This is a genomic window from Trichocoleus desertorum AS-A10 (assembly GCF_039962155.1).
Lineage (GTDB): Bacteria > Cyanobacteriota > Cyanobacteriia > FACHB-46 > FACHB-46 > Trichocoleus.
Window position 1 is genome coordinate 187,352 of the sequence record NZ_JAMPKN010000004.1, and the last position, 23,026, is coordinate 210,377.

General features: G+C 50.3%; 17 protein-coding genes. 11 read left to right on the forward strand and 6 right to left on the reverse strand.

The genetic code is table 11. The features are described 5' to 3' along the window. Positions 1-52 precede the first annotated feature (52 nt). Together hpsO and hpsP are read left to right on the forward strand one after the other, a co-directional pair. Entirely contained in the window at positions 53-1,225 is a 1,173-nt protein-coding gene (gene hpsO / locus NDA01_RS09310) for a hormogonium polysaccharide biosynthesis glycosyltransferase HpsO (RefSeq protein ID WP_348227736.1), read from the forward strand. Continuing rightward, positions 1,222-2,418 (forward strand): hormogonium polysaccharide biosynthesis glycosyltransferase HpsP, encoded by a 1,197-nt coding sequence (hpsP, locus tag NDA01_RS09315; RefSeq protein ID WP_431193356.1) that lies wholly within the window; start codon positions 1,222-1,224, stop codon positions 2,416-2,418. Before hpsO ends, hpsP begins: the two co-directional genes overlap by 4 nt. A 37-nt stretch (positions 2,419-2,455) precedes the next feature. Here hpsP and NDA01_RS09320 read toward each other — a convergent pair whose 3' ends face one another. Together NDA01_RS09320 and NDA01_RS09325 are read right to left on the reverse strand one after the other, a co-directional pair. Next, entirely contained in the window at positions 2,456-2,773 is a 318-nt protein-coding gene (locus tag NDA01_RS09320; protein WP_348227737.1) for a hypothetical protein, read from the reverse strand. Between the two features lie 276 nt (positions 2,774-3,049). Further along, on the reverse strand, positions 3,050-3,844 hold the full coding sequence (locus NDA01_RS09325) for a phosphoribosyltransferase (protein ID WP_348227738.1): 795 nt from the start codon (positions 3,842-3,844) through the stop codon (positions 3,050-3,052). Between the two features lie 234 nt (positions 3,845-4,078). On the opposite strand from NDA01_RS09325, the gene NDA01_RS09330 reads away from it, so the two are divergent. Then, positions 4,079-4,810, forward strand: coding sequence for a uracil-DNA glycosylase (locus NDA01_RS09330; RefSeq protein WP_348227739.1), 732 nt, complete (start codon positions 4,079-4,081; stop codon positions 4,808-4,810). Between the two features lies 1 nt (position 4,811). On the opposite strand, the gene NDA01_RS09335 is transcribed toward NDA01_RS09330, so the two are convergent. The 3 genes from NDA01_RS09335 to tyrS are packed head-to-tail and all read right to left on the reverse strand — an operon-like array spanning position 4,812 to position 7,423. Then, positions 4,812-5,417, reverse strand: a complete 606-nt coding sequence (locus tag NDA01_RS09335) for a hypothetical protein (protein WP_348227740.1) — start codon at positions 5,415-5,417, stop codon at positions 4,812-4,814. A 17-nt stretch (positions 5,418-5,434) separates the two neighbouring features. Further along, entirely contained in the window at positions 5,435-6,184 is a 750-nt protein-coding gene (gene pyrF / locus NDA01_RS09340; RefSeq protein ID WP_348227741.1) for an orotidine-5'-phosphate decarboxylase, read from the reverse strand. Positions 6,185-6,190: 6 nt separating this feature from the next. After that, positions 6,191-7,423 (reverse strand): tyrosine--tRNA ligase, encoded by a 1,233-nt coding sequence (gene tyrS, locus NDA01_RS09345; protein WP_348227742.1) that lies wholly within the window; start codon positions 7,421-7,423, stop codon positions 6,191-6,193. Between the two features lie 400 nt (positions 7,424-7,823). Between tyrS and NDA01_RS09350 the strand changes: the two genes are divergently transcribed. Further along, positions 7,824-9,725 carry a transglycosylase domain-containing protein gene (locus tag NDA01_RS09350; RefSeq protein WP_348227743.1) on the forward strand — a complete coding sequence of 634 codons (1,902 nt, stop codon included), beginning with the start codon at positions 7,824-7,826 and terminating at the stop codon, positions 9,723-9,725. 654 nt (positions 9,726-10,379) lie between these two features. Beyond that, entirely contained in the window at positions 10,380-10,655 is a 276-nt protein-coding gene (gene rbp / locus NDA01_RS09355; protein ID WP_190435714.1) for an RNA-binding regulator, read from the forward strand. Positions 10,656-10,887: 232 nt separating this feature from the next. Here the strand turns inward: rbp and NDA01_RS09360 are convergent, their stop codons facing one another. After that, positions 10,888-11,412 (reverse strand): DUF937 domain-containing protein, encoded by a 525-nt coding sequence (locus NDA01_RS09360; protein ID WP_190549579.1) that lies wholly within the window; start codon positions 11,410-11,412, stop codon positions 10,888-10,890. Positions 11,413-11,687: 275 nt separating this feature from the next. Between NDA01_RS09360 and NDA01_RS09365 the strand changes: the two genes are divergently transcribed. From NDA01_RS09365 to NDA01_RS09390, 6 genes are all read left to right on the forward strand, one after another. Continuing rightward, positions 11,688-13,241, forward strand: a complete 1,554-nt coding sequence (locus NDA01_RS09365; protein ID WP_348227744.1) for a YcjF family protein — start codon at positions 11,688-11,690, stop codon at positions 13,239-13,241. Between the two features lie 476 nt (positions 13,242-13,717). Beyond that, on the forward strand, positions 13,718-14,221 hold the full coding sequence (locus tag NDA01_RS09370; RefSeq protein ID WP_348227745.1) for a hypothetical protein: 504 nt from the start codon (positions 13,718-13,720) through the stop codon (positions 14,219-14,221). A gap of 114 nt (positions 14,222-14,335) precedes the next feature. Then, the gene (locus tag NDA01_RS09375) at positions 14,336-15,136 is read left to right on the forward strand and encodes an alpha/beta fold hydrolase (protein ID WP_190435700.1); all 801 of its coding nucleotides are present in this window, start codon (positions 14,336-14,338) and stop codon (positions 15,134-15,136) included. Next, a complete protein-coding gene (locus tag NDA01_RS09380; protein ID WP_348227746.1) occupies positions 15,121-18,426 on the forward strand; it encodes a hybrid sensor histidine kinase/response regulator in 3,306 nt (1,101 codons plus the stop codon). Before NDA01_RS09375 ends, NDA01_RS09380 begins: the two co-directional genes overlap by 16 nt. A gap of 2 nt (positions 18,427-18,428) precedes the next feature. Then, positions 18,429-20,744 (forward strand): hybrid sensor histidine kinase/response regulator, encoded by a 2,316-nt coding sequence (locus NDA01_RS09385; RefSeq protein ID WP_348227747.1) that lies wholly within the window; start codon positions 18,429-18,431, stop codon positions 20,742-20,744. Positions 20,745-20,786: 42 nt separating this feature from the next. Next, the gene (locus tag NDA01_RS09390) at positions 20,787-22,976 is read left to right on the forward strand and encodes a tetratricopeptide repeat protein (protein ID WP_348227748.1); all 2,190 of its coding nucleotides are present in this window, start codon (positions 20,787-20,789) and stop codon (positions 22,974-22,976) included. Positions 22,977-23,026: the final 50 nt, after the last annotated feature.

Genomic DNA, 23,026 nt, shown 5'->3' on the forward strand with positions numbered 1-23,026 from the left:
AGTTCAGACTAAAAGGTAAAGGTAGGGTTCAACGAGTAAATTCTAAACAGCCATGAGAATTTTAGTAGCTAGCCATACCTATATCGTTGATCTCAATTGTGAGAAGTTGCGATCGCTGGCCCGATTGGAGCCAGATGTTGAGGTAACAATTGTGGTGCCTCAACGGTGGCGGCCTGGAGGCGTGCAAAATACCATTATTGAAACTCAGCCTCGCCAAGAAGGTCCGTTCCGGATTGTCCCGGTTTCTAATTTGAGCCAAAACAATCAAGGGCTGCTTTGTTTTGGGCAAGATTTGGTGACCTTGCTACGCCAGTTTCGACCCCAGATTATTCAAGTAGAGCAGGGATCAAAGGCGATCGGCTATAGCCAACTGATTACGCTAAACCGTCTGCTAGGCCTAAAAGCTAAAAACCTATTTTTTACTTGGTGGAATCTACCTTACAGCCTCAAGTTTCCCATCTCCGCCATTGAAGCTTATAACTTGCGCCATACCGATGGGTTGGTGGCTGGAAATCAGGATGGCGTGGAAATCTTGCAGCAGCATGGTTACAAAGGCCCTGCCCGTGTGATGCCGCAATTGGGAGTAGATGAAACTTTATTTCGACCCCAACTTCAGCCAGAACTAGCGGCTCAGCTTGGCATTCAACCGTCTGAGTTTGTGGTGGGCTTTGTCGGGCGCTTTGTGGAAGAAAAAGGGCTGCTAACCCTAGGGAAAGCCTTAGCAGGTTTGCACGATCGCCCCTGGAAATGGATGCTCTTGGGCCGAGGTCCACTAAAAGATACTCTCTTAAACTGGGCGCAGCAAGAAGGCTTAGCAGATCGGTTGATTTGGGTGGAGAGTGTCCCGCACGATCAGGTGCAGCGGTACATCAATTTAATGAGCACCTTGGTGCTGCCTTCGGAAACCACCTATCAATTCAAAACCTTAACCTCAGTGGGCTGGAAAGAGCAATTTGGCCATGTGCTGATTGAGGCGATGGCTTGCCAAGTTCCGGTGATTGGGTCGGATTCTGGGGAAATTCCCTATGTGATTGGGGATGCGGGCTTAGTCTTTCCAGAAGGAAATGCTGAAGCGTTGCAAGATTGCTTGCGGCAGTTGATGGAGCAACCGGAGTTGGCAACCAACTTGGCGAAGCGAGGGTACGAACGAGTTCTTAACCAGTACACTAACCAAGCTCTGGCTAGCCAGTTATTGAGCTTTTACAAGGAGTTGCTTGTCGCGTGAACCAGCCTCTGCGGGTTTTGCAAATTGTGCCTTCTATTTCGCTGGTATATGGTGGGCCGAGCCAGATGGTGTTGGGTTTATCCGGTGCCCTAGCCGCTCAGGGTGTAGAGGTGACGATCCTGACTACGGATTCCAATGGGGATGCAGGCCAAGCCCCGTTAGAAGTGCCCCTCGATCGCCCTGTAGAACAAGATGGCTATCAAATCCGCTACTTTCGTTGCTCACCCTTCCGCCGCTACAAATTCTCTTTGGACTTGCTGCAATGGCTGGCTAAACAGGCTCACTCCTTCGACTTGGCCCATATTCACGCCTTGTTTTCTCCGGTGAGTACAGCAGCAGCTACGATCGCGCGATCGCAAAAATTACCATATTTATTGCGTCCGCTGGGAACTCTTGATCCCGCTGATCTACGCAAGAAAAAGCAGCTAAAGCAGATTTATGCAGCGTTGCTAGAGCGGCCTAATTTGGCTGGGGCTGCGGCAATACATTTCACCAGTGACCAAGAAGCCAAAATTTCCGAGCGTTTTGGGCTGACCACGAAAGATTTAGTCATGCCGCTGGGTGTGAGCTTGCCAGAGTTGTCTGCTCACCCCGAAGCGATTCGCGCTCAGTTAGGCATTCCTAGCGATCGCCCCCTAGTTTTATTTATGTCGCGAATTGACCCCAAAAAAGGGTTGGATCTGCTGTTACCTGCTTTAGAAAATCTATTAGCAGAAAAAATAGAATTTCATTTTGTCCTGGCGGGGGGAAACCCCCAAGACCCAGATTATGAAGCGGCAATTCGGAACCAAATTCAAGCTTCCTCGCTCGCTCCCCACACGACGGTAACTGGGTTCGCCTCTGGGGAAACGAAAGCTGCCTTGCTGCAAAGTGCTGATTTGTTTGTGCTGCCGTCTTACTACGAAAACTTTGGCATTGCGGTGGCGGAAGCGATGGCAATGGGCACGCCTGTGGTGATTTCAGACCAAGTGCATATCTGTGGGGAAGTGCGGCAGGCAGAGGCAGGCTGGGTCGGGCCTTGTGAGGTAGCAGCTTTAACTCATTTGCTCAAGGATGCTTTGAAGGATGTGTCTGAGCGCCAACGTCGAGGTCAACGAGCAAAAACCTATGCTTTGCAGCACTATAGCTGGCCTGCGATCGCTCAACAAATGGTTCAGTCTTACCAAAAAATTTTGGCGACAACCGCACGCTAGTTTTTGCTGAAATAGCTCGTGAATGGATTGCGCAGGCTTAAAAGTAGCGCATCAAGTCTGAGAAGCTATAGCAACTGATGATCAGCAATAAGACGGCAGTGACCTGGGTAATCCGAGGTTGCGAGGAAGGGATGAGGGCTTCCCGGACTAAAGTGGAGATGGCTGCTCCAATGGCAAAACTCAAACTTAGGACTAAATAAGGCCAGCCTTTCGTGAGGCCCCAGACCACATCGCTGGCCCCCCATACGAGTAGGAGGGCGATCGCTAACAGGAGCATCAATAATTCCACAAATTGGGGTGGGTTACTGCTACTCGCCAGTGCTAGGGTGTCCCACCAGGATTGCCAGCGTCTCATCTCGCCACCACTTTAATCACTACAGCTCATTATGGCTTGAACCTGTTTTGGGTTAAGCGTTTCAGAACTGACCGTAGGATAGTCCAACTGTTTTGATTTGGCTACCTGCCTTGGGGTGGGAGTTATTTATGTTGCTTTGCGTAGGTTCTCCGGCAGAACCAAGAGCTTGGGGGCACTCGCCCCCAAACCCCCGCTGAAGGACGGCTGCGTCCTCCAGACCTCCTCCAGAAGGGGTTTTAGCTGCTTGGTGTCGTGCTAGGTCGCTGTATAAATACTTTATTGCTCTCTTTCGCCCTCCAATGCTGAGGAAAATTTCCTCTCTGCTTCCTCCAGCATTGGGGGGCTAGGGGGATAAGTATTCATTTGTGCTGAAAGTTTCCTATGGGACTGGTTTTGTAAGCAAGCTATGGCTTCGTCTAGCTCTACTTGGGGGAAATTTTGGTAAAAACGGCTGACGCTGGAGAATTCTGCGGGAGTGGCTAAGAGGATCAGGCGATCGCACCATTGGTGAAGCCAATTTACCAGTTCTAGGGGGGCGACTGGGGCGCAAATCCAGATTTGGGCGGGTTGCTGTTGGCGGAGGGCTTGAGTGGCGACGGCGATGGTCATGCCTGTAGCGATGCCGTCGTCTACTAAAATGGCGATTGTTCCTTTGGGTTCGACCTGGGGACGGATGGGGCCAAATTGAGTCAGTTGCAGTTGAGCTTTCTCTAGCGTCGCTTGCAAGGCGGCCTGATAAATTTTGGTGCGATGAAGATGCCAAGGTCGAGGCTGGGTCCACAAGATTTCTCCTGTGGCGGCAACGGCTCCAATGGCTAGCTCTGGGTCTTCAGGGCGAGTGATTTTCTTGGCAATGACTACGTCAAGGGGACAGTTGAGTTTCTCGGCGATCGCAGCAGCGACTGGAATTCCACCACGAGGTAGGCCGTAAACGATCGGTTGAGCGGTGGCAAGCGTGGGCCAATCTAGTTCGGTTGCCGCTGTTTTCAATCGGGTGAATTCCTCGAAAACTGCCAGGGCTAGTTCATGGCCAACTGCTTCGCGATCGCGAAATAGCGGAGAAGGTAACATTCATCCCTCCAGCGCTCGGCAATAGTGTTGTCACTATCTTGGCTGATGTAACCCGTTATCTACAAGTGATCCAAATAATACTAAAGCTGGACATTCCACCTAGCGACAGCTCTCAAGCGTGAGGAATTGGTTCTAGAATTTATAAATCTTAAGTGAATTGAGTTTGCTTACAAATTTTTTTCCATCCTGATACTTTGGGATAGGAAAATTCTGATACATCTGCCGTCAAGATTCATGTCCAGCGAAGAACAAATTAGCCTTTTTGATGTTTCAGGTCTTCCCGCATCTCCTGCACCTGCGGACTTTGACCCAGACTTGATTCCCACGAGTGCAAAGGTACCCATTCCAGCGGGCACCTACAGCGCGATGGAGCAAATGGCTGTCCATTGCAACCAGTGCCAACGCTGCGATTTAGGTGCTAGCCGTACCCATGCAGTGGTGGGGCGAGGAAATCTGCAAGCGCCCATCATGATCATTGGTGAAGGCCCCGGACAAAATGAGGATGAAACAGGTTTGCCTTTTGTCGGGCGGGCTGGACAACTTCTAGAAAAGATTTTGGAATCGGTGCGCTTGACCACGGAGGCAGATGTCTACATTTGCAATATGGTCAAGTGTCGTCCTCCTGGCAACCGCACTCCAACACCAGATGAAACAGAAGCTTGTCGCCCTTACCTGATGGAGCAAATCCGGATGGTAGATCCCAAAATTATTTTGTTGACGGGTGCTACAGCGGTGCGGGGGGTCACAGGGGATAAACGCGGCATCACTAAGATTCGCGGTCAATGGCTAGAGTGGGAAGGCCATCTTTGTATGCCGATTTTGCACCCGGCTTATCTATTGCGCAATCCATCGCGGGAACCGGGAAGCCCAAAGTGGCAAATGTGGCAGGATATTCAAGTGGTACGGACGAAGCTGGATGAGATTAGAGGCGTTTCTGCGCCGATTAGTCCACAGTCAGGAGATTAGTTTAGAGGGGTCGAATTCGTCCAGCACGGCAGTCTCGCAGCCAAGTGCGGATGGCTTGGCCTGTGACTCCTTGAGTGCTATTTTCTGGGGGTGAAGGCGGACGGGTGGCAGGATAGGGACCAAAGTGAGAAAACATCATGGCTAATCGCCAGCCACTCACGGTTTGGGTTAGAAAAACCCAATGATAACCTTGCAACTGAATGATTTTTCCAGCTGTGTACTGGCGCTCCAGAGTAGTGAAGAAGACCTGGTGGACTCCTTCTGCTTCTGGTGAAGACGCTGACTGGTCAACGCCAGGCCCTAAAGCTAAGGGTTCAAAATCTGGGGGGCTGGTGAGGAGCACATAGGGAGCGGAGGTAGTAGAGCGATCGCGCCGGAAGAGCCGCTGGTGGACTCGGTTCATATAGCCGGGTAAATCGCGCAGGAGCAAGGCCACTACAGGTTGAAATTCACTCGGACAAGCAGCCAGCCCAGGGAGCGTAATGGGAGACGAGGGACGCTGCTCTACAGGAAAACTCGGAGGTTTGTCAGTCGCGATCGCCCCTAGCTGAAAATTCAACCCGCAAAGAATCAGGATTCCTAACTTAGCGACGCTCCATGACCGCATCTACGGATCTCCTCACGCTAGGCCACAACTGCCAATTCATCAGAAATTCGAGCAAAGGCGGCTTCTGGGTCAGGAGCAGCCGTAATCGGACGACCAATCACTAGGTAACTGGCTCCTGCCTGTAAAGCTGCGGCTGGGGTCATGGCTCTTTTCTGATCCCCTGCTTCTGCCCAAGTCGGACGCACCCCAGGACAAACCAAGAGGAAGTTGTCACCACAAGTTTGTCGCAGTTGTTCAGCCTCCTGAGGAGAACAAACTGCTCCTGCCAAGCCGCTTTCCTGAGCTAGGAGAGCCATCTGTAAGGCATATTCTGGCAGCTCTAAAGGCACTTTCAGCTCAAAAGCTAACATCCGGGATGAAAGGCTGGTCAAGAGCGTGACTGCAATCAATTTCGGCGCAGGTAGACCCGCTGCGATCGCTCCTGCTTCAGCCGCAGCCTGAGATGCCTCTAACGCGGTTTTCCCCGCTGTGGCATGCACTGTGAGCAAATCTACGCCATATTTGGCTGCGGCTCGGCATGCTCCCGCCATCGTATTCGGAATGTCGTGCAGCTTTAGGTCTAAAAAGATGCGTTTCTCCCGCTCTTTCAAGGCGGTCAAGATGCTAGGGCCACTGCTGACAAATAGCTCTAGTCCCACCTTCCAGAAACTAACTTGAGGCAAGCGCTCTACTAAGGCAATCGCTTCTGCCTCGGTGGGTACATCTAGAGGCACAATAATCTTTTCTGCGACTGATTTTTCTGTGGCTGACTTTTCTGTGACTGACATTGGGCCTCACGGTACGAGACGGACAAAGTTCTTTTTGCCGAGCTGTAACACTCGTCCGTGCAACTCCTCTGGGGAGCTGAAGGTGAGGTCTGCTTGATCTACGCGATCGCCCTCCAGCCTGACAGCTCCGCCTTGAATTTGTCGCCGCGCTTCTGAGCTGGTTTTGCAGAGACCGCTGGCACTAACTAAGTAAAACAGCTTGGCAGGAAATTGGATTTCTGTCAGAGAAAATTCTCGAACCGCGTTACCTTGAGCGGTGCCCCCACCGATTAAATCTAAGGCAGCTTTTTGAGCGTTAACAGCGGCTTCTGACCCGTGGTACTGGCTGACAACATCAAGAGCCAAGAGCTTCTGGCGATCGCGCGGATTTTCGGGCAACTCATCTAAGGCGCGAGCAGTTAGTAGCTCGCAGTACTGAGGTAACAGTGCATCGGGTACTTTTTCTAGCTTCGAGTACATAGTCAAGGGGTCTTCGAGCAAGCCAATGTAGTTGCCTAAAGACTTCGACATTTTCTGAGTTCCATCGGTGCCAATCAAAATCGGCACTAACAAGCCAAATTGAGGCGTTTGTCCAAAGTGGCGTTGTAAATCTCGGCCCACGGCAATATTGAATTTCTGGTCAGTGCCGCCCAGTTCCACATCTGCTTGCACTGCTACCGAGTCGTAGCCCTGCATCAAGGGATAGAGAAATTCATGCAGATAAATTGGATTGCCCCGCTCGTAGCGTTCCGCAAAGCCTTCTTTTGCAAGCATCTGCCCCACCGTCATGGTTGAGAGCAGTTCTAAAATTTTTGACAAGTCAAGATTGGCGAGCCACTCGGAGTTATAGCGAATTTCTAAGCGACCTGGTGTGTCGAAGTCTAGGATCGGTCGGACTTGATCCAGATAAGTTTGAGCGTTTTGAGCTACGTCTGCTGGCGTTAACTGTCGGCGCACTTCAGACTTACCAGTGGGATCACCAATTTGAGCGGTGAAATCTCCAATAATTAAAACAGCAGTGTGGCCAGCATCTTGAAAAGCCCGGAGCTTGCGTACGGGAATACTATGGCCCAAGTGAATTTCTGCTCCAGTCGGATCGATACCAAACTTAACTCGCAACGGCCTGTCTGCTTGAGCTAAGCGTTGGATTAGATTTTCATCTGGATCATCACTATCGGGTCGGTTTGGGAATATTTCACTCGTCCCCCGGTCTAGCCATGCCAGGCTTTGCTCAACACGAGATGCTTCAAGAGAGGTCATACTTTGCAATGTGGCAACGGGGTTCGCTAAACTCACTGGAATAAAAAGGCTGGAGATACGAAAAATTTAGATTTGGGCAAACTTGGGCAGACTGTGTGCCCAGCCGTTATGTGGTAAAGCCTCAACAGTCAGACTACTATATTGCCAACATTTCAGAAATACTTACCTTGACTCCACCTTGATCTTGAACTTCAATTCGCGCTTCTCAATCTCCAGATTGAGGTTAATCTATTCCTTATTTGCTTTGATCGTCTCACCTAAGATAGTTGAACCCGCAGATTTAAGTCGGGATCTTTAGACGCTCACCTAGCTGCGATCGCAGTTAAAATTCTCCGGAAGCCCCCGCTTCGGAATGCTTGATCTTAAATAACGCCTTTTGTGTTGAGGAAGTGAAATCGCCGTGTCATCTAACACCATCGGACAGAAAAAACCGGCTAACCCAGCACCGATGCTGCAATTTGTGCAGGCAGTTGCCAAAGTGACAGGAGGCACCCTCCTGGGAATCACCATGCTATCTAGCTCTGTGCTGGCTGGGGGGTTAGTTGGTTTAGCGATTAGCTTCCGTAACCTCCCTGATGTGCGGGTACTGCGTAGCTATGTTCCTACCGAAACCACCCACGTCTATGACATCAAAGGCAAGCTGCTCTCTAGCATCCACGGAGAGGCAAACCGGGAAGTGGTGCCCCTAGACAAAATCTCTCCTGACTTAAAGCGAGCTGTAATCGCGATTGAGGATAGTCACTTCTACTCGCACCACGGCATCAACCCAGTCGGCGTAACCCGAGCTTTCATGGCTAACTTGGAGCAGGGCAGAACCGTGGAGGGGGGCTCCACCGTAACCATGCAATTGGTCAAAAACTTGTTTCTGTCGCCTAAGCGGGCTTTTAGCCGGAAAGTGGCAGAGGGCGTGCTGGCTCTACGGCTAGAGCAGATTTTGACCAAAAATCAGATTCTTGAAATGTACTTGAATCAGGTTTATTGGGGGCATAACACCTACGGCATTGAAACAGCCTCTGCTAGCTATTTTGGCAAACATGCCTCCGAGCTTAATCTAGCCGAATCCGCCATGATGGCGGGTTTAATTCAGGCTCCCGAAAACTATAGTCCCTTTGTTAGCTATAAGTTGGCTAAGCAGCGTCAACTAACAGTCCTGCGCCGCATGCGGGAACTGCAATGGATCACCCCCCAAGAAGAGGCTGCGGCTCGTAAACAACCGCTGAAATTAGGGCAAATAACTTCTTTCCAAGCCAGCAATATGCCCTATGTAACTGAGGCTGTGGTACAGGAGCTAACTAAACGCTTTGGCCGCGATGCAGTCCTCAAGGGAGGGATGCGGGTGCAGACCACGATTGATACCAAGCTCCAGCGGATTGCTGAGGATACTGTAAGCCGAGGTCACTATCGTCTCTCCTACATGGCCGATCAGATGGCACTGGTCGCTGTTGACCCCAGGACTCACTTTGTCAAGGCGATGGTAGGTGGGGTCGATTATAAGCAGAGCCAGTACAATCGGGCTGTGCAAGCCCTGAGGCAGCCCGGTTCCGCGTTCAAACCATTTGTTTACTATGCTGCCTTGGCCTCTGGTAAATATGGTGCTGACTCGACTGTTTATGACTCGCCTGTGAGCTATCCAGATGGCTACGAATACTATTCGCCTCAGAACTACGATGGCACCTTTGCAGGGGCGATGAGCCTGCGGCGGGCGCTAGAAATGTCACGAAATATTCCAGCGGTGAAGCTGGGGCAAGAAATTGGCCTGAATAAGGTGATTGAAATTTGTCGGACGTTGGGCATTAAAAGCCCAATGGAACCCGTCATTTCTTTGCCTCTCGGTGCAGTTGATTTAACACCTCTAGAAATGGCGGGCTCTTATGCCACTTTTGCTAATAATGGTTGGCACTCCGAGACCACCTTTATTGCTCAGGTTACGGATAGCAGTGGCAATCTACTCTTAGACAATACGCCCAAGCCTCAGCTTGTACTCGACCCTTGGGCCTCAGCTTCGCTGAATAGTGTGTTGCAAGGAGTGATTGAGCGCGGAACGGCCACCTCAGCCCGCCTCGATCGCCCTGCTGCTGGTAAGACAGGCACAACTTCTTCCGAGCGGGATATTTGGTTTGTTGGCTATGTACCGCAGCTTTCGGTAGCCGTTTGGGTAGGAAATGATAACTACGCTCCGCTCGGATATGGAGCCACAGGAGGAACTCTAGTCGCTCCGATCTGGCGCGATTTCATGGAACAAGCGCTTCGAGGCGTACCCGCACAGAGTTTCCGCCCCGCTTCGGACTTTGAGCGGCCTTAAGAGGGCTATAGAGCACCTCAGAGTAGCCGCGCTCAGAGGCCAACCAATATAACGCAGCGTCGGGGAAAGTAGAAAACAGCGATCGCCCTAGTAGTTATGCTGCTTTTGGGCGATCGCTGACTTCTCCCTTAGCTTGCTGTGCTTTTATCGACTGCGATTCTTGAAGCAATGCCTCATGCTTGAGCAAGCGAAGTATTAGGCCGCCTGAATTGTTGATGCTTCAAGTTTGATGAGTTTAAAGCGCATAATAATAGCAATTCTTATTAGCGTCAGGAGTATTCCTCGATACTTTTAGATTGAAATTGTGAGTTCTTAAATTCGATGCAGTAGAACCATCTTTTTAAGTATTGCAGCGGTCCTTGCCTAGGAAGGAATTATCACTATTTTGGTTAAGAGTAAGTTAACTCGGCCTGCCTCCACAAAAGCCCTAGCCTATTGATATCAATCCTATTAGATCAGTTCTATAGAAACTTCTGTAAAAAGAAATTTTTTTGTATAGATGTTGTTAACATTAGACTGAATTTCTGGAGAGATCGGATATGATCGCTACCGAAGCTAGATTCAGTATTTAGAGCGAGAATGTAGTTTTTGAACTATTACTCTGGCCTAATAGGAACTGGCAGGCTATTGAGTTCGTTTGGTTTGGAGAGAATTGTGACTATTTACGTTGGCAACCTGGCTTTTCAGGCTACTGAAGAGGATCTAAAGGAGATCTTTGCGGAATACGGCAAAGTCAGTCGAGTTAGCCTCCCTACAGACCGTGAGACAGGAAGAAAACGGGGTTTTGCGTTTGTCGAAATGGAAGATGACGCAAAAGAAGACGCCGCGATCGCTGAGCTTGATGGGGCAGAGTGGTTAGGTCGAGAGCTAAAAGTTAATAAAGCTAAGCCACGGGAAAGTAGTGGTGCTTCCTCGAGAAGTCGCTACTAAGCCGCTACAGTTACAGATCAATTTAGCAATCGACTGCAATGCCTAAATTGAGTTGACTCAGTTAGGTGGTCGACGTGATGTAGCGCTTCGCAAATAATTTTTCTTTGTGCCCTAGAGTTTTTCTAATTAAGGCTCTTGGGGCACAAAGAATTAAGTGAATTGAAGAGTCAAGGATTAGGGGAGCAAAACTCTTACCCTAAATTTTGCTCTGCTGGTCAATTAAGTCAGATGATTACCGATGGCCGAGAAATTGACTCGCCAGGTTAACGACATCTCCCACATCAACCCCGCCACTTCGGTTGGTGTCTAAAAAGGAACCCAGCACGGGATTTAAATTTTGTGGGTTTTGAGTATTGGTGCCACTCCCCAAAAGATTTAAGACAATAGGAACTAAAATTGGCAGCATCGCTTGAATGGTTTGAGCGTTCAGCCCAGTTTGTTGAGCTGTTTCTTGAGTGACTTGCTGCTGCTGTCCTGGTGTAAACAAACTCTGCACTGCTTGGGGATTTGCCTGGGTGCCGCCGAATTGATTGACGATCGCTTGAGCCTGCTCTGGACCTGCGATCGCTTGCTTCTCCTGCAACGCTGAGCGGACATGGTTGCCCACAATCGACAAAACTGATTGCATCACCGCCGGATTCGAGCCAGAACTTTGGCTCAGTTGCTGAACGACATTGACAATGCCGCCTAGTTGACCATGATTAGCTTGTTGGTTTGGGTTATCGATGGCGCTGACGATTTGGTCAAAAAGTCCCATAGTTTTTCCTTGTTTACTGAACTACTACTTGAGTCCCAAAGGTCTTAGCCTTCTTGCCTGCCGCTTGCATGACAAAGCGACCGTTCACTCATTCGTCTAAAATTTTGCCTGCTCCGGAATAACTTCGCGTCTAGCTATTAGCAGAGGTTGCCAATCTCACGACTAGAGACGATTAGAATGAAAAGCATCGGCCTGCCAGTAGCCATGCCAGTTGCCATATTTGCTGAGCGATCGCCGTTTGAGTTCGTGCCATCAAGCAAGGTTAGGCTGAGTTCATGCCTTCGTCGCGCCTGATCATATTGATTGTCGGCCTCACCTTATTGCTGGGGCTGATGTTGTGGCTGATTGATTCGCTCTCTCGGCTATACTACACAATCGCGTTTACCGCCCCTCTCCTAGCCAATCTACTGCTCCTACTGCTGATTGTCTTGCTAGGGGTGCTGGTGGCTGCGTTTGTTTACTACTTGCTCGTATTGCCACAACTGCAAAAGCGCCAAGCTCGCCGACCCCAACCCAAGCTGCCAACCGCCAAAGCAGATGTAGCCGAAAAAAACTTACGAGCGGTGCGGCAGCAAGTAGCCCAAATTCAGGATGAGGTAGCGCGTCAAGCCTTGATCAACCGTTCTCGTACCATTGAGCAAAATCTCTCCCGGCGAGAACTGCGAGTCGTGGTGTTTGGTACAGGATCGGCAGGCAAAACTTCGATTGTGAATGCCTTGATTGGTCGGGTCGTCGGGCAAGTCGGAGCCCCGATGGGAACGACGGATGTGGGAGCGACTTATCACCTGAAGCTGAAAAAATTGAATCGAGAAATCTGGGTGACGGACACTCCAGGCATTCTAGAAGCGGGAGTAGCGGGAACTGAACGCGAACAGAGAGCCCGCCAATTGGCCACTGAAGCTGATTTGCTACTCTTTATTCTCGATAACGACCTGCGACAGTCTGAATACGAACCATTGCGGCGATTGGCCGAGATTGGGAAGCGATCGCTGGTGGTTCTGAACAAAACTGATTTGTATCCCGATCCAGACCGAGAAACCATTTTGGCCCGTTTGCGCGATCGCCTGCGAGATCTCGTAGCAGCTGCCGATATTGTGGCGGTAGCGGCTCAGCCTCAAACCGTGCGGCTCGAAAGTGGCGACTGGTTGCAACCAGAACCGGAGATTATGCCGTTGCTCAAGCGGATGGCGGCGGTGTTGCGGGCTGAGGGCGAAGACTTAGTAGCTGACAATATCCTGCTGCAATCTCAGCGTTTGGGTGACGAAGCCCGGACGCTAATTGACACTGAACGTCGTCGCCAAGCCGATAAGATTGTCGAGCGGTTTCAATGGATTGGAGCAGGGGTGATTGCGGTGACCCCATTGCCCGTGATCGATTTGCTGGCTACTGCGGCGGTGAATGCCCAGATGGTGGTGGAGATTGGTCAGGTGTATGGCTGCGACATTAACGCCGATCGAGGCAAGGAACTGGCCCTTTCCCTAGCGAAAACCCTGGCTAGCCTAGGCATTGTCAAAGGCGCGATCGATTTGATTTCAACTGCTTTGCGATTGAATGTAGCCACTTTTTTAGTTGGGAAAGCGATTCAGGGAGTCAGTGCTGCTTACCTAACGCGGATTGCAGGCAAGAGCTTTATTGAATACTTTCGCCACGATCAGAATTGGGGAGACGGCGGCATGACGGAAGTGGTGCAGCGGCAATTTCAGCTCAACCGCCGTGATGAGTTTGTCAAAGCGTTTATTCAAGAAGCGATCGCTCGTGTGGTTAGACCCCTGACAGAAGATGCCACAGCAGGGGAGCCGCTAGAGGTAGAACCGAAAGATCGTCGATAGGGGCTGGAATCATCTCCCCGCGAAAGTCTAAAAATTGCACCACCAGCAAGTAAGCAATGCTGAGCACGACAGCAATTACTCCGGTGATGATAGCGACAAACTTAGAGCGGTCCATGCCTCTTACCCATAACTAAAACTGCATCTGATTACCCTTACCCTTCCACTCTGCCATAGGCAGACCCTAGCTGGACGATAGAAATGTGTGATTTCCTGCATGAGTTGGTTTAGAGAAAGCGAGTGGGGACACACAAGGGGTGATTTTGGGCCCGATGACGCGGATTGAAAATTAATTCCTTGTATAAAAATCTACGATTCCTGTAATCGGTTTCCTAGTGTTTGTATCTTTAAAAACAGATTTGTAAAGTTCATTATTCTTTCATCGTGTCTTTACGATTAATTTTTAGCCAATCTCCCCATCTCTATTAAAAATTGAAAGGTGGGGTATCTCTATCCGTAGAATTAAATACTAAGTATCAATGAATACCAGCAGTGTGTTTCGGCAAATTATTGAAGAGATTGACCAAATTAAACCCAGTATTCAGTTGCAGCTTCCGGCTAACCCGAGGTCAGTCAAGCAACAAATTCAAAAAATTACCTTAGCTCAGAAAAAGCTGCGAGAAATTGAAGAACGAGTTTATTTGTTTGGCAATCGAGGCGGCAACGGCTCAGCTTATCGCACTTATCTAAGCGTGAAGGCTTTAATTCACGGCATGATTCACGATGGGAATCACTTTAAGCTTCTAGCTGAAGAATATTTTGTCGATCCAGAGGGCACAGTGACGTTGTTGCATGATGCCTACCAAAGAGATTTGGAACTCCGGTATCGTATCCACCACCTCCAAGCTTTAGGATTGAGTCAAAGCCAAATTATTTTTGCTATCTGGCGAGTCAAGGCTGAAAGCGACAAGGCATATCAGGTAGCAACTAAAGAGTACCAACGCCTTACAGGTAGTCGCCAAGCGGTACCAGAACGGGTATAAGCAGCGATCGCGATCGCTAAATGTTGGAGAAGCTAAGAAAGTCACGCCAGGTGAGCTGAAAAGCTAATTTCGTTTTAGTTTGTAAGATGAGGATGGTTCTAAGGATACCGACTCATGGCAGCGAGCGTGCTAAAGCGAAACAACGTTAATCAGTTGGGCGATGGCAAACAAACCATCATTTTTGCCCACGGTTTTGGCTCCGACCAAAGTGCTTGGCGGCATCAAGTCGCTGCCTTTGCCCCCAATTTTCGGATTGTTTTGTTTGATCATGTGGGAGCGGGTCAATCCGATTTCTCGGCCTACAGCCCCCGTCGCTACAGCAGTCTCTATAGTTATGCAGAAGATTTATTAGATTTATGTGCTGAGCTAAAGCTTAAGCAAGCGGTTTTGGTGGCTCACTCAGTCAGTGGGATGGCTAGTTTGCTGGCAGCTTTAGTAGAGCCTGATCGATTTAGCCAACTGGTTTTTATTAGTGCTTCTCCTCGCTATCTCAATGATGCAGGTTATTTCGGTGGATTTGAGCAAGCTGATTTAGATGCACTTTATGCCGCGATGGCCTCTAACTACTATGCTTGGGCGAGTGGTTTTGCGCCCATTGTGATGGGTAATCCGGATAAACCGGAACTAGCTCTGGAATTTGCCAAGACTTTGGCGCAGATTCGGCCTGATATTGCCCAAGCGGTGGCTCGCGTGATCTTTCAGTCGGACCACCGAGCTGAGTTAGGGCGGCTCAACATCCCGACTGTGATTTTACAATCGAATAATGATATTGCGGTGCCACCCCAGGTGGGGCAGTATTTGGCAGATCATATCCCCTCTGGTCGGCTTGTCCCTATTGCCGCTGAAGGACATTTGCCTCACCTCAGTGCTCCAGAGACAGTTACCCAAGCGATCGCTGCATGTTTGGCTACTTAACAACTTCCTGGTTGCAGTTGTCTCTACGTCATCCTGACTGGTTGCCTACTTTTCGGCCTGTTTTGCTGACGCTGGCGATGAGCGGCTGCGGCGGGTTAGTCGTATTGGGGGACGCATCTGATTTGTGGGTGGGATTAGTTTTAGGGTTAGGGCTCCTCTTGCCACTGCCACCGCTGATGTTGCTGCTAGGTGCAGGAATGGGGTTGGCGGTTGTCTTGGAGCCAGAACCCATTATCTGGCAGGCGATCGCTTGGGGTATTTCTGTCGCCTTGATCGTAGGGTTGCGGCGATTTTGCCAAAAGATTGAGTGGCGGCTGGCTTCACAAGCGCTACTAGCCAAGCTAACCGAAGTAGAGACTTTAGCGACACCTGATGCTTTGTTGAGGCGGGTGCTGGTGTCTCTGCAAGAGGTGACGGTTGCCGATGCGGCGATCGCTTTGCGTCAGTTGGATGAGGTGACAGCAGAGGCATTGGTCTGCTTACCAGAAACGGCTCTACCCAATGCCCTGACCACACCTAGTTTATTTGCCACTGCGATCGCCCAAAATCGCTGCCTTTATTACACAGATTATGCTTCTACGCCAGAAGCGTCCCGCGTTCTACTCGCTCAAGGTGCCCAGTCTGTCGCTATTTTGCCCTTGCAACATCCTGGGGGTTTTCAAGGGGCCATTTTACTGATCTGGCAGCGTCGAATCGCCATTCCAGTTCACATGCAGCAGTTGATTGAATCTGTAATTGGAGAATTACGCACTCTGTTGCAGTTCAATGACATCACCTTGAATCTCGATAAACTGCAAGCTCGGTTTGAAGCCATCCTCGAAACTATCCATCAAGGTGTGGTGTTTGTGGATGAAAGTGGTGAGCAGGGCTGGGTTAACTTAGCGGCTGCGATCCATCTTGGCTTAAGTCCAGGGGCGATCGATCCGCCGCTTCTGGCCGCTGCAATGGCGCAGTTAAGGTCTAGCGCCGACAACCAAGCTGAAATTGCGACTCAAGCGGCACAGTTTTTCTCGCAACCGCGCTCGGAGATTCGTAACTGGAACTGGATCTATAGTCAGCCTCAGCCCAAAGTGTTGAGCTTTTCTAGCACCATGACTCAGGTCCGCAACGTACCGGGACGGCTCTGGGTGATCGATGACATTACAGAGCGCTACTTTGCCCAGCGTCAGCTTTTGGAGCAGACTGAAGAACTCTCACGCGCAAATCAGGCGCTAGCTCAAGCAAAAGTAGTGGCAGAAGCGGCTACCCAAGCTAAAAGTGAATTCCTAGCTAATATGAGCCACGAAATCCGGACACCCATGAATGCGGTGATTGGGTTCACAGATTTACTGTTAGCGACTGACCTTGACTCATATCAACAGGATTTAACCGCCACGATTCGTAGTAGTGGGGACAGCCTGCTAACAATTATTAATGACATTTTGGACTTCTCTAAAATTGAATCTGGCAAGCTAAAGCTAGAGTTGGCTCCGTTGGAGCTACGCAACTGTGTAGAAGCATCTCTAGATTTGCTGGCTCCTAAAGCTGCTGAAAAAGCCATTGAACTGGTCTGTTGGATTGAGCCGACAACACCAAAATGGATCGTGGGAGATGCCACCCGATTGCGCCAAATCTTGGTGAACCTATTAGGTAATGCCGTCAAGTTTACCGAGTCAGGAGAAGTGGTGGTTTCGGTACAGGCTCGCCCTCTGGCAACAAGTTCTGCTAGCCAAACTTATGAAATCCAGTTTGCGGTTAAGGATACAGGCATCGGGATTCCTACAGACCGCCGCGATCGCTTGTTTAAGTCGTTTAGTCAGGTGGATGCTTCGACCACTCGACAGTATGGCGGCACCGGGTTGGGTCTAGCCATTGGCAAGCAGCTCAGCGACATGATGGGTGGGCGCATGTGGGTTGAGAGCACCGTTAATCAAGGCTCTACCTTTTACTTCACACTGATCGCAACAGCCGCAACAGCAGATTTGGTCGGCTCCCCGTCTGAAACTTCTCTGAAGCAGTTCTCTCTGTTGTCGGGTAAACGATCGTTGATCGTAGATGACAATGCCGCGAGTCGTCAGGCTTTAGCGGGACACATGCAATTGTGGGGAATGGATTGTTGTACGGCTGCCTCTGGAGCTGAGGCGCTGGCGTGGCTGCACCAGGCAGAAAGGTTTGATCTGGCGGTGATTGATGTGCAAATGCCAGAGAAGGATGGTCTGGCATTTGCCCAGGAATTACGACAACTGCCCCAGTTTCAAACTTTACCTGTGGTGCTATTGACGACCTTGGGCAATCTAGACCCCAACAAAGTTGCCCTAATCAAAGACAGAGTAGCCCTAGTCAATAAACCCGTGAAGCAGTTGCAGCTTGGACAAGCTTTGTTGCAGGTGCTAAATCAAGGTTCACCCCAAACTAACCACTATCCTGCCTCACCACCTCTTTCTCCTCAAGTGCCTCATCTTCCCCTGCGGATTCTGATGGCCGAAGACAATCGGGTGAACCAGAAGGTGATTCTGAGTGGACTCAAACAGTGGGGATATGAAATCGATGTCGTCAACAATGGGCGAGAAGCGATCGCAGCGCTGCAACAACGCAGTTACGACGTGATCTTGATGGATGTGCAGATGCCAGAAATGGATGGCCTAACGGCAACTCGCTATATCTGTCAAAATTGGTCCTCTGCTACCCGCCCCCGCATTATTGCCATGACTGCCAATGCCATGCAGGGCGATCGCGAAGCCTGCTTAGCGGCGGGGATGAGTGACTACTTAGTCAAACCCATCCGATTGGCAGCGCTAGCGGAATTGCTCAGGCAAGGCTGGCAAGCTCCAGAGTCAGCGCTAGCAAAGGTGAATCAAGCTGCGGTTTTACCGGATCAACCCTTGAATCCAGGTACAGAACTAGCCCTAACCCCAGTGACGACTATGCCTACCGAATGGGATACCAAGGGCGCATTAGATGCCAAGGCGATCGCAGCGCTGCAAGAAATGTTAGGTGAAAATGCGGCTGAAATGCTGGCCGTGGTGATTCATAACTATCTGGAAGATGCCCCCAAAATGATCGCCCAAATCCAAGCGGCTGTACAGCAACAAGATGCCGCAGCGCTGCGATATGCCGCTCATAGCTTAAAAGGTTGCAGCGCCACCTTAGGAGCTGTGACTCTGGCTCAGTTGTGCCAAGAATTAGAGGTGATAGGGCGTACAGGTATGATGGCAACAGACTGGCAAGTCAGCTTGCCTCAATTGCGGCATCTAGAGGCTGAATACGAACGAGTTAAAGCGACTTTGAACCTAGAACTGCAAACTTGTTAACGATGACCAGTGTGTTCCCCTTCTCTGATTCTCCCCTCGTCTTGTTGATCGACGATGACCGCTCGATGCGCCTTCTGTTGGCTCAAGCGATTAAGCAAGAGGGCTACCAGGTTGTAGAAGCGAAAGATGGAAAAGAAGGACTGACGCTTTACCAGCAAGTGCATCCAGACATTATTCTCATGGATGCCTTGATGCCTATTATGGATGGCTTTGCTTGCTGTGCCCAACTACGCACCCTGCCAGGAGGCGATCGCGTCCCTGTTTTGATGATTACCTGCTTAGATGACCCTGCTTCGGTGGATCAAGCCTTCGTCGCTGGAGCCACGGATTATGTCACCAAGCCGATCCATTGGGCAGTGTTGCGGCAACGGGTGCGAAGACTGTTAGAAACGAACCGCACTACCGCAGAACTACAGCAGCAGACAGAACGTGCCCGTCGGAGTGAAGATCAGCTCAGGCTAGCGCTAGAAGCGGCCCATATGGGCACTTGGAATTGGGACATGAGCAGTGGGCAAGTGATGATGTCGGCCACCACAGCCCATAACCTAGGGCTAGCTCCTACCGTCCTCACTCGCAGCTCAGAAGATTTGCTAGCAATGGTGTATCCGGAGGATGCTGCGGTTGTGAGTCAAGCAACGGAGGCAGCGATCGCCTCTGGTACTAGCCTAGATATTGAGTTACGGGTGAAATGGCCTGATGACAGCATTCATTGGGTTGCGGCTAAAGGTCAAGGAGATTACGACGCCAACGGTCAGATTATCCGGATGCTAGGCGTCACGATGGATATCACCGAGCGCAAGCAAGCCGAACAGAAAATTCGAGAGCAAGCAGCGCTTCTGAATGTCACGACCGATGCGATCGTGGTGCAAGATCTCGATAGCCAAATTGTGTTTTGGAACCAGGGAGCAGAGCGCCTCTACGGCTGGTTGGCTAGCGAAGTTATTGGAAAAAATGTCAATGAGTTTTTACCTCAAGCCGCACTGCCGCGTTTCCTTCAAGATCTAACTTGGTTGCAAGAGCATCGAGAGTGGCAGGGTGCATTAAATCAGGTAACTAAAGCGGGAAAAGCTATTGTGGTTGCTAGCCGCTGGACATTGGTGCAGGCCGAGAGCGGCCAACCAAAATCAATCTTGATGGTGAATACCGATATCACAGAGCAAAAAAAATTAGAAGCTCAGTTTCTGCGCTCTCAGCGGCTAGAGAGTGTTGGTACTTTGGCGAGTGGCATTGCTCATGATCTAAATAACTCTCTAGCGCCGATCTTGATGTCGGTACAGTTGCTAGAGAAAAAAGTGCAAGATCCGCAAAGCCGCACCTTACTCTCAATCTTGGAGTCTAACACCAGACGTAGTGCTGATTTGGTGAAGCAGGTACTCTCCTTTGCTAGAGGCTTAGAAGGAGAACATACACTCCTGCAAATTAAGCATTTGTTGGTTGAGATTGAGCAGATGGTGAAACAAACTTTTCCTCGTTCTATCACCATCGCTACAGAGCTGCTGCCGCCAGATTTGTGGGTGATTTTAGGAGATGCGACGCAATTGCATCAGGTCTTGATGAATTTGTGTGTGAATGCTCGTGATGCAATGCCTGAAGGTGGCACGCTCAGCTTGGCAGCCGAGAACTTATGGATCGATGAGAACTATGCTCGCATGTATTTAGATGCCAAGGTTGGCCCTTATGTGGTGCTGACAGTGGCAGATACAGGCATGGGAATTTCGCCGAGCAACTTGGATAAAATCTTTGAACCCTTCTTTACTACGAAGGAGATTGGCAAAGGCACTGGACTGGGGCTGTCTACGGTGATTGGCATTGTTAAAGGTCATGGCGGTTTTGTCACGGTCCATAGCCAAGTAGAGAGAGGGACGGCTTTTAAGGTGTATCTCCCGGCTAAAGCCACGACTTTAGAGCGGCAAGCTGAAGTGCAGCACCACTTACCGAAGGGGCATGGCGAATTGATTTTGGTGGTAGATGACGAAGAACCGATTCGAGAAACCACCAGGATTTCCTTGGAAGCTTATGGCTACAGCGTCATGACTGCCAATGATGGAATTGAGGCGATCGCGGTCTACGCTCAGCACCAACAAGAAGTTAGCGCGGTGTTGATTGACATGATGATGCCATCGATGGATGGCCCCATGACGATTCGGATGCTGCAAAAACTTGATCCGGAAGTCAAAATTATTGCGGTGAGCGGTTTGGTTTCTGGCTATGAGGTGGGTGAAAATAACAGTATTGGGGTTCAAACCTTTTTACCCAAACCTTACACAGCCGAAGAATTATTGAAAAACTTGCAGACTATACTGAATGGCAAGGCTTAAGTTGCGATCGCAACGCTTCAACTTACGGGTTTCGGGCGTCGTATGAGTTTGGTGTCTGGGCAAATTCTGGGGGGACATTACCAAATCATCAGCGCCCTCAGCAATGGCGGATTTGGAGCCACTTTCCTAGCAGAAGACCAGTATTTGCCCAACAAGCCCCGCTGTGTGGTGAAGCAACTGAAGCCACAGGCAAGCGATCCTTTAACGCTAGAAGTTGCCAGACGTTTGTTCGACACCGAAGCGCAAGTGCTGCACCAGTTGGGTAACTACGACCAAATTCCCAGGTTGCTGGCGTACTTTGAGGAAAATCAAGAGTTTTATCTAGTCCAGGAGCTGATTGCGGGGCACGACCTGAGCCAAGAACTGCAACCAGGTGTGCCATGGTCAGAAGCTCAAGCGATCGTGTTGCTGCAAGATGTGTTGCAGACTTTAGAGTTTGTGCATCAGCAACAGGTGATTCATCGTGATGTGAATCCGCGCAATCTAATTCGGCGGCACCAAGACCAAAGGTTAGTCTTGATTGACTTTGGGGCCGTAAAGCAAATCAGCACCACGCTTTTGCAAGCAGGCCAAAGCCCCCGAACCGTGGCGATCGGCACTCCCGGATATTTGCCGATTGAGCAAGCCACAGGAAACCCACAACCCACCAGCGATCTATATGCCTTGGGCATGGTGGCGATTCAAGCGCTGACAGGTTTAGCGCCTCAAGACTTACCCAAAGACCCCAACACAGGGGAGCTACTTTGGCACTCGTCTGCCACGGTGAGTCCTGAGTTGCAAAATATCTTGGATAAGATGGTGCGCTATGACTTTCGCGATCGCTACCAATCGGCCACGCAAGTTTTAGCTGCTCTCAAAGATCTGAAGGCAACTCCAGCGGCTACGGTGGCGATCGCACCCAAACCTCCTTCTCTCCTGCGGACCCAACTGCCGAAACTTGGTTCTTGGCGAAAAAGTGCCTTGCTGGGGGGAGTGGTAGTCACAATTGGAGCGATCGCGGCAGTTTTTGGCGTGCGGTATTTTAACTTCTCCAGTGCCACGGATCTGTACCGTAAAGGAGAAACTCTAGCCGCGCTACAACGCTACCCGGAAGCTTTAGCCGCCTATGACAAAGCGATTCAAATTCGCCAAGATTATCCCGAAGCGTGGAACGGTCGGGGCGAGATGTTGGCTCAGCTTAAGCAGTACCCCAAAGCGCTAGATGCTTACGATCGCGCCATCCAAATCGATCCGAAGTCTTGGGAAAGCTGGAGCGATCGCGGCCTGCTGTTGAACACTTGGCAACGACATAACGAGGCATTGCAGTCTTTTAATCAGGCGATCGCCCTCAACATTGACGCTCCGGAAGCCTGGAACGGTAAAGGCCAAGCCTTGATTGGAGCCAAACGGTACGACGAAGCGATCGCAGCTTTTAAGCAAGCAGTGACGTTGCAGCCAGATTCGGCTCCTGCTTGGTATGGGCAAGGCTGGGCGCTGCACAATCTGCAAAAGTATGATGAGGCGGTGAAAGCCTACGACAAAGCGGTGAAAATCAAGTCGGATTATCACCTAGCTTGGTATAACCGGGGCAATTCGCTGAGTAGTTTGCAGAAGTACCAAGAGGCGATCGCGTCCTACGACAAGGCAGTGCAATTTCAGCCACGCTTTTATCAAGCTTGGTACAGTCGGGGCAATATGCAGAGCAATCTCCAGCAATATGAGGCGGCGCTGGAGTCTTATGAGCAGGTGACGAAGCTCCAGCCCAGCAACTATCTCGCTTTCTACAGTCGGGCTTGGACGCTGCATCGCTTGCAACGCTACGACGAGGCGATCGCGGCTTATGACAAAGCCTTAGACCTGAACCCAAACGATTACTTGGCTTGGTATAACCGGGGCAATGCGCTCTACAACTTGAAGCGTTACGACAAGGCGATCGCGTCTTACGACCAAGCTGTCCAAATCAAACCCGATCACTACGAAAGTTGGTACAGCTTGGGCAATGCCCTAACAAATGTGAAACGCTATCCCGATGCTTTGGCAGCTTATGACAAAGCATTGCAGTACAAGTCGGATTACCGAGAAGCTAGGGAAGCCCGCGATCGACTTAAGCGGCAATTAGACGCCCAAGAGCGGGAGCAAAAATTGGAGGAACCGAAAGTAGAAGGCGATCGGACTTCAGAGGGGCAGGAACTAGAACCACCAGCAGAAGAGCAAAACTCTGATGATCAAGGGACAGAGGGCGATCGGACTTAGGTATTTAAATAAAATACAAAAAATCAAACTGCGAGATTCTTAGTAACAAT